The organism is Phaeobacter sp. HS011 (assembly GCF_018101215.1).
In the GTDB taxonomy this organism is placed as follows: domain Bacteria; phylum Pseudomonadota; class Alphaproteobacteria; order Rhodobacterales; family Rhodobacteraceae; genus Phaeobacter; species Phaeobacter inhibens.
Genome location: NZ_JAGEUF010000002.1, coordinates 142,025 through 154,227, shown reverse-complemented (window position 1 = coordinate 154,227; position 12,203 = coordinate 142,025). Strand labels below are relative to the sequence as shown.

13 protein-coding genes and 1 pseudogene are annotated in these 12,203 nt (G+C 61.1%); 8 read left to right on the top strand and 6 right to left on the bottom strand.

The window, feature by feature from the left end:
• The first annotated feature begins 92 nt into the window (after positions 1-92).
• Positions 93-2,234 carry a phosphatidylglycerol lysyltransferase domain-containing protein gene (locus J4721_RS04270; RefSeq protein ID WP_211002160.1) on the top strand — a complete coding sequence of 714 codons (2,142 nt, stop codon included), beginning with the start codon at positions 93-95 and terminating at the stop codon, positions 2,232-2,234.
• A gap of 91 nt (positions 2,235-2,325) precedes the next feature.
• Complete coding sequence (gene bmt, locus J4721_RS04265) at positions 2,326-3,342, top strand: betaine--homocysteine S-methyltransferase (RefSeq protein WP_014874457.1); 1,017 nt, start codon at positions 2,326-2,328, stop codon at positions 3,340-3,342.
• 73 nt (positions 3,343-3,415) lie between these two features.
• On the opposite strand, the gene J4721_RS04260 is transcribed toward bmt, so the two are convergent.
• Positions 3,416-4,522 carry a PA0069 family radical SAM protein gene (locus J4721_RS04260; protein WP_211002159.1) on the bottom strand — a complete coding sequence of 369 codons (1,107 nt, stop codon included), beginning with the start codon at positions 4,520-4,522 and terminating at the stop codon, positions 3,416-3,418.
• 221 nt (positions 4,523-4,743) lie between these two features.
• Between J4721_RS04260 and J4721_RS04255 the strand changes: the two genes are divergently transcribed.
• The 3 genes from J4721_RS04255 (at position 4,744) to J4721_RS19885 (ending at position 6,379) form a co-directional block, all read left to right on the top strand.
• Complete coding sequence (locus J4721_RS04255) at positions 4,744-5,445, top strand: cobalamin-binding protein (RefSeq protein WP_014879825.1); 702 nt, start codon at positions 4,744-4,746, stop codon at positions 5,443-5,445.
• Between the two features lies 1 nt (position 5,446).
• The gene (locus J4721_RS04250) at positions 5,447-6,169 is read left to right on the top strand and encodes a DUF1638 domain-containing protein (protein ID WP_211002158.1); all 723 of its coding nucleotides are present in this window, start codon (positions 5,447-5,449) and stop codon (positions 6,167-6,169) included.
• Between the two features lie 66 nt (positions 6,170-6,235).
• Entirely contained in the window at positions 6,236-6,379 is a 144-nt protein-coding gene (locus J4721_RS19885) for a hypothetical protein (RefSeq protein WP_367869801.1), read from the top strand.
• Positions 6,380-6,598: 219 nt separating this feature from the next.
• On the opposite strand, the pseudogene J4721_RS19880 reads toward J4721_RS19885, so the two are convergent.
• Positions 6,599-6,829: pseudogene (locus J4721_RS19880) on the bottom strand (glutathione S-transferase N-terminal domain-containing protein); the annotation flags it as partial.
• 94 nt (positions 6,830-6,923) lie between these two features.
• On the opposite strand from J4721_RS19880, the gene J4721_RS04240 reads away from it, so the two are divergent.
• Complete coding sequence (locus tag J4721_RS04240) at positions 6,924-7,634, top strand: YafY family protein (protein ID WP_211002157.1); 711 nt, start codon at positions 6,924-6,926, stop codon at positions 7,632-7,634.
• A 12-nt stretch (positions 7,635-7,646) separates the two neighbouring features.
• On the opposite strand, the gene J4721_RS04235 is transcribed toward J4721_RS04240, so the two are convergent.
• On the bottom strand, positions 7,647-8,060 hold the full coding sequence (locus J4721_RS04235; RefSeq protein ID WP_014874451.1) for a SufE family protein: 414 nt from the start codon (positions 8,058-8,060) through the stop codon (positions 7,647-7,649).
• A 136-nt stretch (positions 8,061-8,196) separates the two neighbouring features.
• Here J4721_RS04235 and J4721_RS04230 point away from each other — a divergent pair, with 136 nt between their 5' ends.
• Positions 8,197-8,721, top strand: a complete 525-nt coding sequence (locus J4721_RS04230) for a hypothetical protein (protein WP_014879821.1) — start codon at positions 8,197-8,199, stop codon at positions 8,719-8,721.
• A gap of 132 nt (positions 8,722-8,853) precedes the next feature.
• Here the strand turns inward: J4721_RS04230 and rnd are convergent, their stop codons facing one another.
• A complete protein-coding gene (gene rnd / locus J4721_RS04225) occupies positions 8,854-10,011 on the bottom strand; it encodes a ribonuclease D (RefSeq protein WP_014879820.1) in 1,158 nt (385 codons plus the stop codon).
• 229 nt (positions 10,012-10,240) lie between these two features.
• Here rnd and J4721_RS04220 point away from each other — a divergent pair, with 229 nt between their 5' ends.
• Entirely contained in the window at positions 10,241-10,426 is a 186-nt protein-coding gene (locus J4721_RS04220) for a hypothetical protein (RefSeq protein ID WP_014879819.1), read from the top strand.
• Between the two features lie 67 nt (positions 10,427-10,493).
• On the opposite strand, the gene purN is transcribed toward J4721_RS04220, so the two are convergent.
• Both purN and purM read right to left on the bottom strand, forming a co-directional pair.
• Complete coding sequence (gene purN / locus J4721_RS04215; protein WP_014874448.1) at positions 10,494-11,090, bottom strand: phosphoribosylglycinamide formyltransferase; 597 nt, start codon at positions 11,088-11,090, stop codon at positions 10,494-10,496.
• Positions 11,087-12,133: a phosphoribosylformylglycinamidine cyclo-ligase gene (purM, locus tag J4721_RS04210; protein ID WP_102854489.1), complete on the bottom strand. Its 1,047-nt coding sequence runs from the start codon at positions 12,131-12,133 to the stop codon at positions 11,087-11,089. Before purM ends, purN begins: the two co-directional genes overlap by 4 nt.
• Positions 12,134-12,203: the final 70 nt, after the last annotated feature.

The following is a 12,203-nucleotide window of genomic DNA, read 5'->3' as shown; positions in this document are numbered from 1 at the left end:
GGCTGCCGAGATGCCGCAGCCATTAACCCTGTGACAATGCCTAGGGCGTAGGATCCGCAGACCGCGACAAGCTGTTTGCAACAAGGATCCGAATGCCCAGACGCCCGTCTCTTGCTGCCCGTGCCCTGACGCGGACCGCCACGCGCGCCGCGCGTTTGCTGCTGCCCGTGGCGGTTATGCTCGGCTGTCTGGCGCTGTTGCAGGCACATGTTACGCTGCCTGATCTGGCACAGCTGCGCAGCATTCTGAGCAGCCTTGCTGGCTGGCAATGGGCAGGTGCCCTCGTTGCCACGGGGGTCAGTTTCTGGGCGCTGGGGCGCTATGACAGCGTTGCGCATCGCCATCTCGGGACCGGACTGGACGGGCCTCAGGCACGTCGCGCCGGCATTGTCGCCATCGCGATTTCCCAGACCCTGGGATTTGGACTGATCACTGGTGCCTTCGCGCGCTGGCGCATGCTGAAGGGGCTGCGGCCCTTGCGAGCCGCCCAGCTCACCGGCATGGTCGCCATCACGTTCCTGATCGCCCTGGCCGGGATCTGTGGTGCAGCCCTGCTGCTCAGCCCGTCGCCTGTTTCCAGCCCCTGGCTGGGCTCTGCCATCCTTCTGGGCACATGTGCGATGATCACAGTCATGGTGGGTGTGCCAGTGGTGCGGATCGGTCGGATGACCCTGCGCTGGCCCTCGCTGACGGCCATTGCTGCGCTGGGGTTCTGGGCGATGATTGACGTGGTCGCCGCCGGCAGCGCCCTGTGGCTATTGCTGCCCGCGGGCGTCGACCTGTCGCTTGCGGTACTGCTGCCTGCCTATTTCCTGGCACTTGGCGTGGCTATCCTGTCCTCCGCCCCCGGCGGGGCCGGTGCGTTCGAGCTGGCACTCTGTGCAATGCTGCCCACACATGCCACGGCAGAGATTATTGCTGCAATCCTTGCCTTCAGGCTGGTTTACTACCTTCTTCCGGCGGTGCTGGCCGGCCTGTGCCTGTGTTGGCCCTCGCTGACACGTCTGGCGCTGAACGCCACCAATACAGCCCCCCACGCTGATGATCCGCAGGCACTGAGTGGCAGTGCCATGCGACCAGCCTCACACCTGCCGCATAACCGACCCATAGCGGAAGCCGCCGTGATCCGGCAGAACGGCGGGCATATCCATGCCTTCGGCCTCAATCAGGTGGCGCTGGTGGACAGTCCCCAGGCCTCAATTGCGCTCTTTGGCGCGGTGAGCGGTCATTTGGCGGAGGTGCTGCCGGGGCTGCGCCAGCATGCCAGACTTCGCAACGCTGTGGCTTGCCTTTATAAATGCACCGCCCGCGATGCAGCCGTCTGCCGTCGTGCGCGCTGGCGGGTGCTGCGGATCGCACAAGAGGCAGTGCTGCACCCCGTAAAATTCAGCGAGAGCGGCTCCAGCCGCCGACAGCTCCGCCGCAAACTGCGGCAGGCCGAGAAAGCTGAGATCTGTGTCCTGCCCGCAGCGCCGGAATTGCCGATTGAACAGATGGCTCAGATCGACTCGGCTTGGCAGGCGGCGCATGGTGGGGCCAAGGGCACGACAATGGGGCGATTTCAGGCGGAATATCTGGCTCAGCAGCAGGTTTTCATCGCCTGGCATCGGGAGCGCATGGTCGGATTTGTCAGCTTCCATGCCATCGCACATGAATGGTGCCTTGATCTGGTGCGCTTGCTGCCGGAGGCCCCGGATGGTACCGGCCATGCCCTGATCCGCGCCGCGATCGCCGAAGCCGCCGCGCTTCAGGTCCCGCGCCTGTCGCTGGCGGCCGTGCCCGACCACCGCTTCGCCAAACGCCTTGACCCTGGTTTGCGCCGTTTCAAAACCTGTTTCGCCCCAATGTGGGAAGACCGGTATGTCGCCGCACCCTCCATTCTGCATTTAACCATTGCCCTGGGAGAGCTGATGCGGCTGGTGCATCACCCGGCGCCGCTGCCGCATTGGTCGACATCAGCAGAAAGCAGCCTTGCGGACGACAATCCAGCCACCAACGGGGCAGACTCCGCGTCACCGGAAAGCGTCACGCAGAGCGATGCCAATTCAGTAAGCGTTACCGAGGAGAGCTTGTGGCGGACGTTTGAGCGGCGCGCCGCAGCGGCACGTAAACGACGCAGGGCCGCTACTGATCAGCGGCAAGACGGAAGCGATGACGACAGGCCTCTGTATCACGGTGATCCGCCTCATAATGAAGATGAAGAAAATGAAATTGCCCTCACCCGCCGCGCATGACAGACCGGGCCATTACTGATCGCTGATCCGCCCCGCCGCAACAGGCAGGTCTTAGCGCAAACACCGAATATCACCCCCACAGGAACATCCCATGACAAACACTTTCACCACCCTGCTGGAGACCAAAGACGCCCTGCTTGCGGATGGGGCCACCGGCACCAACCTGTTCAATATGGGCCTGCAGTCCGGTGATGCGCCGGAGCTGTGGAATGTGGATGAACCAAAGAAAATCACCGCGCTCTATCAGGGGTCGGTTGATGCGGGCAGCGATCTGTTCCTGACCAATACCTTCGGCGGGACCGCCGCGCGGCTGAAGCTGCACGACGCCCACCGCCGGGTCCGGGAGCTGAACGTCGCGGGGGCCGAGTTGGGCCGCAACGTCGCGGATCGCTCTGAGCGCAAGATCGCCGTGGCCGGATCAGTCGGACCGACTGGCGAAATCATGCAGCCGGTGGGTGAACTGAGTCACGCGCTCGCCGTGGAAATGTTCCATGAGCAGGCCGAGGCGCTGAAAGAGGGCGGCGTCGACGTGTTGTGGCTGGAGACGATCTCCGCTCCGGAAGAGTACCGCGCCGCCGCTGAAGCGTTCAAACTGGCGGATATGCCCTGGTGCGGCACCATGAGTTTTGACACCGCCGGGCGCACCATGATGGGGGTCACCTCCGCCGATATGGCGCAATTGGTCGAGGAGTTCGACCCAGCGCCTCTCGCCTTTGGTGCCAATTGCGGCACCGGGGCGTCCGACATTCTGCGCACGGTACTTGGGTTCGCCGCCCAGGGCACGACCCGCCCGATCATTTCCAAGGGCAATGCCGGGATCCCGAAATATGTCGATGGTCATATCCACTATGACGGCACGCCAACCCTGATGGGGGAATATGCAGCCATGGCAAGAGATTGCGGCGCCAAAATCATTGGTGGCTGCTGTGGCACCATGCCGGATCACCTGCGCGCCATGCGCGAGGCGCTGGATACCCGCCCCCGGGGCGAGCAGCCAACACTGGAGCGGATCGTTGAGGTGCTTGGTCCCTTCACCTCCGACAGTGACGGCACCGGTGAGGACACAGCCCCTGAGCGGCGCAGCCGTCGCGGTCGCCGTCGCGGCTGATCATGGACATAGCCCCAAGCCGAAGCGATGAGATCGTCGCTTCGGCCATAGAGCGGACTGCCAGCACCGCGTATCAGAACAGCGCGAGCTGATCCCCGGCCTGTGCCGGTTTTGCAAAGAGATCACAGCGCAAATCCGCTGACTTCTGCAGCAAACCCAGCCGCTTGCACGCTGTCTTGAACCGGTTGGCGATGACCTCGGCATATGGTCCTTCGCCGCGCATGCGGTGCCCCCAACGCGGATCATAATCCCGCCCGCCGTGCATTTCGCGCAGCCGCGCCATCACCTTTTCGGCGCGCAGCGGCACATGTTCAGCCAGCCATTCGTGCCAGAGCGCCGACACCTCACGCGGCAGTCGCAACATGATCCAGCTGGCAGCATCCGCGCCCGCCTCAACGCCAGCCGCCAGCAACGCCTCCAGCTCATGATCGGTCAATCCGGGTACAATAGGCGAAGTCATGATCCGCACTGGCACACCAGCATCCGATAGGCGTCGAATGGTGGCGAGCCGCCGCGCAGGCGATGGCGCGCGTGGTTCCATCCGGCGTGACAGGTCGGGATCCAGCGTGGTGACGGAGATCCCGACCCGCACCAGCCCCCGCGCCGCCATGGCCGACAGAATATCCAGATCCCGCTCAATCAGCGTGCCTTTGGTGACGATGGCGACCGGATGGGAGAACTGATCCAGCACCTCCAGACAGGCGCGGGTCAGCCCGAGATCACGCTCGCAGGGCTGGTATGGATCGGTATTGGTCCCGATGGCGATGGGCGCCACCTTGTATCGCGGCTGCGACAGTTCGCGGCGCAACACCTCGGCCGCATTGGGGCGCGCGATCAGCCGGGTCTCAAAATCCAGCCCCGGTGACAGACCCAGATAGGCATGGCTGGGCCGGGCGAAACAATAAATGCAGCCATGTTCACAGCCACGGTAGGTATTGATGGAACGGTCAAATGGCAGGTCAGGCGATTTATTGTAGGAAATCAACGACCGGGCCACCTCGTGGCGAATGTTGGTTGCTATCCGGGGCAGGTCAACGCCCTCATGATCCGGCACCGAATCCCGCAGCTCGCCCCAGCCGTCGTCGATGGCATCGCGTGTCATATCAAAACGCCCTGCCGCATTGCTGAGGCTGGCGCGTGCTTTGCGACGTTGTGGCGGGGACGGCAAAATCTCGGTCATGGCTCATTCTGCCGCAACCACAAGAACAAATAAAGAACAAACGCAAGAAACCGAAGATTTCCATGCGAAATCTTCATTATTATTCCGCTACTTTTGGACCTATACGTCGGTTCGGGCCAAGGCAATGTCGCAAACAATGCAGTCTCCTAGGGGCAATCTGGACCAATACAATTGAAACAAGGCCAAACCGCGGTCACCCCGCCCAGTCAAGGAATACACCCATGTCGGAAGACGCAGATGACATCATCCTGGCAGATCTCAATGACGAAGACCTCGTGCAGCAGATGTTCGATGACCTTTATGATGGCCTGAAGGAAGAAATCGAAGAAAGCGTAAACATCCTGCTGGAACGCGGCTGGGCACCGTATAAGGTCCTGACCGAAGCACTGGTCGGCGGCATGACCATCGTAGGCGCCGATTTCCGTGACGGCATTCTGTTTGTTCCGGAAGTTCTGTTGGCGGCCAACGCAATGAAGGGCGGCATGGCCATCCTGAAACCGCTGCTAGCAGAAACCGGCGCACCGCGCATGGGCTCCATGGTCATCGGCACCGTGAAAGGTGACATCCACGACATCGGCAAAAACCTTGTCTCCATGATGATGGAAGGCGCCGGTTTTGAGGTCGTCGACATCGGCATCAACAACCCCGTGGAAAACTATCTGGAAGCTCTGGAAGAGCATCAGCCGGATATCCTCGGCATGTCGGCCCTGCTGACAACCACGATGCCCTATATGAAGGTCGTGATCGATACGATGATCGAGCAGGGCAAACGAGATGATTACATCGTTCTGGTCGGCGGCGCGCCGCTGAACGAAGAGTTTGGCAAAGCAATCGGCGCCGACGGCTATTGCCGCGACGCCGCTGTGGCGGTGGAAATGGCCAAGGACTTCGTTGCGCGCAAGCACAACCAGATGAGCGCCTGATTTGGCACGCAAAGGACGCGCCGCCCGCCTGACTGAGCGGGCGGCGTTCCAACCGCCCACGGGGCGCTCGCTTGAGGAAACCTCCCTCACCGAACGGGGTCTGGCTGCCCCGGAAAAAAAGATCGGCCGTATCCTGCTGATTGCCTGTGGCGCGCTGGCCCGTGAGATTCTGGCGATCAAGGACGTGAATGGGCTGGATCACATTGATCTGACCTGCCTGCCAGCCAAGCTGCATCTCTATCCTGAGCAGATCACCGAGGCCGTTGAGTGCGCGGTGGCCAAACATTCCGCAACCTATGACACCATCCATGTGGTTTATGCGGACTGCGGGACAGGTGGCATTCTGGAGCGCAAATGTGCCGAGCTCGGCGTTGAGATGATCGCGGGCCCCCATTGCTATTCGTTTTTCGAAGGCAACGAGACCTTCGCCCGCCATGCTGATGAGGGCGAAATCACCGCCTTTTATCTTACCGATTTTCTGGTGAAGCAGTTCGATGCCTTTGTCTGGCGCCCGATGGGACTGGATAAGCACCCGGAGCTGCGCGACATGGTGTTCGGGAATTACACCAAACTGGTTTACCAGTCACAGATCAATGATCCTGCCCTGCTGACCAAGGCACGAGACTGCGCCGACCGCATGGGGCTGGCGTTTGAGCATCGCCATACCGGCTATGGCGATCTGCAGAGCGCCATGTTGCGCTGGGGCGGCGGCGCACGGGACTGATCCCCGCGCGCGACCTGTCATTCATAGAGCTCAGGCGTCTTCCAACGCGTTCAGTGTGCTGAGTGCCTGTGCTTCAAACGCGCCGATCGCCTCACCGTCCAGACGACGGCCCACACGTTCCACCCAGGATTTGATGATTGCACTGTCGGGCATCAGATGCGGCGCCCACTGGAAAGGCGACGCCAACAGGATATCCGCGACACTGAGTGATGCACCAAGAAGGAAATCCCCTTCGCTCAGCGCAATTTCCAGCGCTGTACAGACCTCGCTCATGCCACGATAAGCTCCGGCAAGGGCCGGATGCTCCAACCCTGAAAACGCAGCCACCAGAACCGGATCCAGCACGCCGCCAGAATAGGCCATCCAGCTGAGGTAGGCGCCGCGGTCCGGGGCACCGATCGCCGGGCTCAGAAGCTGGCCGAACAGCTCATCCAAATACATCATGATCGCAGCACTTTCGCGGATGCCCTGCCCCTGATCTGTGACCAGATATGGCACCTTCCCCTCCGGGTGAGGATTGCGCGGATCAGGGCCGCCGCTGCCATCATGGCGCTGCACGTCGACGACTACGACATCTACTTCGTCCAGTTTTCCCATCAGCATCAGCTGGGCAATAACGCGAGAGGAGCGGCTATTGGGAGAGTGATAAAGGGTTGGCATATCAATGACCTTTCTACTTTTGAATTGCTGATGGGGAGGATATGCCGCTACCCTCCTGCCAATTCCTGTCAGGATGTTGCGGGTATGAATCCTCATGTCAAAAACAGATCGCCTCTTCCGATTGCTCCACCTCATTCGAGGATTGCGCCCGCCTGTCACCGCCGCGCGGCTTGCCACGGCGATGGAGGTTTCGGAGCGGACTATCTACCGCGACATCGACAGCCTGCGCGCAGCCGGTGCGCGGATCGAGGGCGAGGCAGGTCTGGGGTATACAATGATCGAAGACCCTGCCCTGCCGCCGCAGACATTCACCCAGATTGAGCTGGAGGCCCTGACACTGGGGCTGGCGGATGTGAACCAGAGCGGCGATGCCGATCTGGCGCAGGCCGCCAATGATGCGCTGGTGAAGATCCTCGCCACGCTACCCGAACGCCAGCAACGACAGGCCATGCATGCCGTCAATCTGGTCCATCGCTTCTATAGGCCTGCGACGCCGACCATCGACATGACTCTGCTGCGCGAGGCGATGTGGGCGGAAGAGGCTCTGGACATCGGTTACCGTGACCTGAAGGATGCCCGAACGGAGCGCCGCATCTACCCCCTGGCCCTGTCATACCACGACCGCAGCGTGATGCTGCTGGCCTGGTGCTGTAAACGGGAGGATTTCCGCAGCTTTCACGTCACACGGATCGACGGATACCGGAACACCGGCGAGAGTTTTCGCCCCCGCCGGGTGCCCCTGCTGCGCGAGTTCATAGGGCATATGCGGACAAGAGACCGGGCCGCCGAGGTGGGGCCGGCCTGACATCAGGTTAGATCACGCAGCAGCCGCTGCCGCGGTTTCGCGAATGCGCTGTACCATGGCGGTCAGCCCGTTGGAGCGCTGCGCAGACAGGTGATCGTTGAGCCCCAACCGCGTCAGCTCTCCCCGCGCGTCCACCGCCAGCACCTCACCCACCGTCAGACCATTGTAGAGCGCGCGCAGGACTGCGATCAGGCCCCGCACAATCATCGCGTCACTCTCACCATCGAAGTGAAAGACGCCATTCTCAATGGTGGGATGCAGCCAGACCTGACTGGCACAGCCGTCCACCTTTGTTGCAGGCACCTTCAAGGCATCATCCAGCGGATCCATCGCCTTGCCCTGCTCGATGACATGGCGGTAGCGATCTTCCCAATCTTCGAGAAACTCGAAATCCTCGACGATCTCTTCAAAGGCGGCACTGGCCATGACGGTTTTTCCTCATTTGGTTTCTGCCCGGCGTCACAGCTGGACCTAAGCCGCAAACAATGGCTTTTCAACTGCTTTTCAAGTGGCTTGCAATCGGGTAACCACATGCGAGGACATATCGAACGGGTGGACCATCATGCAAAGATCTCTCGCACTCCTTCTGGTGGGGGCCGTGGCACTGACTGGCTGCGGGTTTCGCGACTCGCGGGTAAACCCGTTGAACTGGTTTGGCGGCTCCGATGAAGTTGAAGTGGTTGAGACCACCGGTGAGCCGGTCAACCCGCTGATCCCGGTCCAGAACCGCGTCAGCGTCTTTGCCCGCCCCGATGCGGTCGACGAAACCGTGCTGGTGCAGAGCGTCACAGATATGCGGGTCGAACGTACGCCAACGGGCGCCATTGTCTACGCCACCGGCATTGCCGCACGTCAGGGCGCCTATGGGGTCGAGCTGCGTCTTGATGAGGCTGATCGCGACGCCCGCACCCGTGATGCGACACTCGATTTCACCTTCCGCGCTATTTACCCGGAAACCCGCACGGCCCTCGGCAGTGAGCGGACACGGACCTTGCGCGCGGCAGTGAGCCTCAGCCAGCAGCAGCTGGCCAGCGTGCGCAGCATTCGCATTGTTGCCGCCCAAAACGCCCGCGAAAGCCGTCGCTGATTGCGCTCATCCGCGCGGTTTTGACCGCAAAACCAAGTCCACTAACTGAATAGAAAAAGGCGCCGGATCCGGCGCCTTTTGTCATTTGTGCAATGTGGCGTTTTTGCAGCGCGGACACGGACCCGCCGTCAATCAGAGCGTGACAACCTTCACGTCCTGTCCCTTTGCCGCCAGAGCGATCTCACCATTGCACAGACGCAGCGCATCGGCGCCGAAGACCTCAAGACGCCAGCCTTTGAGCGCGGGAACATTCCGCTGACCCGCGGCAATCGCGTCCAGATCCGAACTGGGCGCAATCAGCTTCGCGGCGACGCCGGAGGCTTCGGTCTTGGCCTTCAGCAGCACCCGCAACAAATCGGCCAGCGCCGGGTTCACCTGCAGCTTTTCACGGCTGCGATCCGGCTGCGGCTGCGATCCTGCCGGGCAATCCACGCCCCTGGCCACAGCCTGAAGGATCCCTTCGGCGATGGCCCCCTTGCGGGCTTCGCGTAGCAGCAGCCGCGAATTCCCGAGATCCGAAGCGTTCTTGGGCTTGGTCGAGGCCAGTTCAACCAGCGCGTCATCCTTGAACACCCGATTACGTGGCACATTGTTGGTCTTGGCGTAGGTTTCGCGGAACGCAGCCAACTCGCGCACAACAGCCAGAAACTTGCCAGAGTTGGTGCGGGTTTTCACCCGCCGCCAGGCCTCCTGAGGGTCGACATCATAGGTCGCCGGATCCGTCAGCACCTGCAACTCTTCCTCGACCCAACGGGCGCGACCGGTGCGCTTCAGCTCAGCGGCAAGATATTCATAGATCTGGCGCAGATGGGTCACGTCCGCCAGCGCATAGGTTTTCTGTGCGTCGCTCAGCGGGCGACGGGACCAGTCGGTGAAGCGTGACGTCTTGTCCAACCCCTGTTTGACGATCTTGCGCACCAAAGTCTCGTAGCCGACCTGTTCACCAAAGCCGCAGACCATGGCCGCAACCTGCGTGTCAAACAGCGGTTTCGGGAAGACCTGTGCATCAACCCAGAAAATCTCCAGATCCTGACGGGCGGCATGAAAGACCTTAACCACGGTCTCATTGCGAAACAGATCATATAGCGGTTCCAGCGACAGCCCGTCGGCAAGAGGGTCCACCAGAACCGCGTTCTCATCCCCGGCCCCGGGATAGGCAAGCTGCACCAGGCATAGCTTGGAATAATATGTCCGTTCTCGCAGAAACTCGGTATCCACCGTGACATAATCATGCTGCGCCGCAGCTTCGCAAAAGGCCTGCAGGTCTTCGGTAGAGGTCAGAGTTTTCATCAATTACGGCTTTTTGGTTATCTGAATTGTTGCGCTGTGATACGCGCTTGTCCCGCTCATTGCAAACATGTGCGGGCGGTGTCAGAGGAAATCGGCTGCGCCGTGGTCCTCAGGGCGCAATGCTGTCGTATAATATCAATTTTCGTGAATATATTCAGGTCAAACATTCATTTTAAGAATGTCAAAGACAGCCCTAAGTTGGTGTCACAGCTTCACAGGAGACACTGACATGACCACGCTTGATCTCAGCCCAACGCTCTGCTCGCCCTCCGCAGGACGCGGAGTGGCGACACCCATTCTGGTCGCTGCTGTCCTGATTGTTCTGCTCGGCCTGCCCGCCCTAACAGCCCCCGGATCAAAGGCCCCGCTGACGGAGTGGCATGGCAATAGCGCAAGCTCACGCAGCACCCACTAAAGATCGCGACCTAGGGTATTTCTTGGAGGGATGGGCAGAAACGCGAAAGGGCTTCCCTCGCCGCACCTCAGGGCAGATAGACCGGTGTTTTATCGCCTGCCGCATATCGGCGCAGCACTGCGGGATAGAGTTTATGCTCTTCCACCAACACCTTAGCTGCTAGCGTTTCGGGGGTATCTCCGGCATCGACGTCGACCCGCGCCTGCCCCAGAATTGGTCCATCGTCGAGCACGGCCGTCACCTCGTGCACCGTGCAGCCATGCTGGCTGTCGCCCGCCTCCAGTGCCCGCGCGTGGGTGTGGAGACCCGTGTATTTCGGCAGCAGTGAGGGGTGGATGTTCAGCATCCGCCCCTGAAACTGCGACACAAACCCATCTGTCAGAACCCGCATAAACCCGGCGAGGCAAACGATATCCGCGCCAGCTTCAAGGATCGGCTTAACCAGTTCGGTCTCAAAGGCCGCGCGATCCTTGCCATAGGGTTTGTGGTCCACCACGGCGGTTGGAATGCCTGCGGCGGCAGCCTTTGTCAGGCCACCTGCGCTGGCGATGTTTGATAACACCAGACAGGGCCGCGCCGGGTGGTCACCCGTCATGCTTTCGACCAGCGACACCATATTGGAGCCGCCGCCCGAAATCAGGATCGCGACGCGCTTTTGGCTCACAGCAGCTTGCCCGAGTAGCGCATGCCCGCACCAGCCGTCACAGTGCCCAGACGCGAGACTGTTTCGCCTTCTCCTTCCAGCACCTTCACCAGCTCATCCGCGCGGTCCGCAGAGACGGAGAGGATCATGCCGATGCCGCAGTTGAAGGTCTTCAGCATTTCCGCCTCGGCGATACCGCCGGTTTCAGCCATCCATTTGAAGACGGGCGGCAGCTCCCAGGCGTTCAGGTCAATGTCCGCCCCCAGATCTTCGGGCAGAACCCGCGGCAGGTTTTCGGTCAGACCACCGCCTGTGATATGGGCGAGCGCATGCACCCCCCCGGTCCGCACGGCTGCAAGGCATTGTTTGACATAGAGACGGGTTGGCGTCAGCAGCGCCTCACCCAGGGTGCCCTCGCCGAACGGGCAATCTGCATCCCAGCCTAGGCCGGAGACCTCCACCAATTTGCGCACCAGCGAATAGCCGTTGGAATGCACGCCATCGGATGCGAGGCCCAGCAGCACGTCCCCTTCCTGCACATCTGCAGGCAGCGCGGTGCCACGTTCCATTGCGCCCACCGCAAAGCCCGCAAGATCAAAATCCCCCTTGGGGTACATCCCCGGCATCTCAGCCGTTTCGCCACCGATCAGCGCGCAGCCGGAACGCACGCAGCCCTCGGCAATGCCCTCGATGATGCGGGCTGCGGTTTCTGTTTCCAGTTTGCCGGTCGCGAAATAGTCGAGGAAGAACAGCGGCTCTGCGCCCTGGCAGACCAGATCGTTGACGCACATCGCAACCAGATCGATGCCCACGCCGTCTACGACGCCGGTGTCGATGGCAATGCGCAGCTTGGTACCGACGCCATCGGTAGCCCCAACCAGAATAGGGTCGCTGTAGCCTGCGTCCTTCAGATCGAACAGTGCGCCAAAGCCTCCAAGGCCACTCATCACACCAGAGCGGTTGGTCCGTTTCGCGGCGGGTTTGATGCGGTCCACCAAAGCGTTGCCTGCATCAATATCCACCCCCGCATCCGCGTAGGTCAAACCGTTCTTGCCGCTGGTCATCTCAGTGCTCCTTCAAAGACGTTGCGCAGCCTTTAGCGCAAGGCACGACAGAAAGAAACAAAGGAATCTG

Excerpts from the sequence above, each read along its gene's own strand:
- J4721_RS04270 (WP_211002160.1), top strand. The coding sequence starts at position 93 with ATGCCCAGACGCCCGTCTCTTGCTGCCCGTGCCCTGACGCGGACCGCC.
- bmt (WP_014874457.1), top strand. The coding sequence starts at position 2,326 with ATGACAAACACTTTCACCACCCTGCTGGAGACCAAAGACGCCCTGCTT.
- J4721_RS04260 (WP_211002159.1), bottom strand. The coding sequence starts at position 4,522 with ATGACCGAGATTTTGCCGTCCCCGCCACAACGTCGCAAAGCACGCGCC.
- J4721_RS04255 (WP_014879825.1), top strand. The coding sequence starts at position 4,744 with ATGTCGGAAGACGCAGATGACATCATCCTGGCAGATCTCAATGACGAA.
- J4721_RS04240 (WP_211002157.1), top strand. The coding sequence starts at position 6,924 with ATGTCAAAAACAGATCGCCTCTTCCGATTGCTCCACCTCATTCGAGGA.
- J4721_RS04235 (WP_014874451.1), bottom strand. The coding sequence starts at position 8,060 with ATGGCCAGTGCCGCCTTTGAAGAGATCGTCGAGGATTTCGAGTTTCTC.
- J4721_RS04230 (WP_014879821.1), top strand. The coding sequence starts at position 8,197 with ATGCAAAGATCTCTCGCACTCCTTCTGGTGGGGGCCGTGGCACTGACT.
- rnd (WP_014879820.1), bottom strand. The coding sequence starts at position 10,011 with ATGAAAACTCTGACCTCTACCGAAGACCTGCAGGCCTTTTGCGAAGCT.
- J4721_RS04220 (WP_014879819.1), top strand. The coding sequence starts at position 10,241 with ATGACCACGCTTGATCTCAGCCCAACGCTCTGCTCGCCCTCCGCAGGA.
- purM (WP_102854489.1), bottom strand. The coding sequence starts at position 12,133 with ATGACCAGCGGCAAGAACGGTTTGACCTACGCGGATGCGGGGGTGGAT.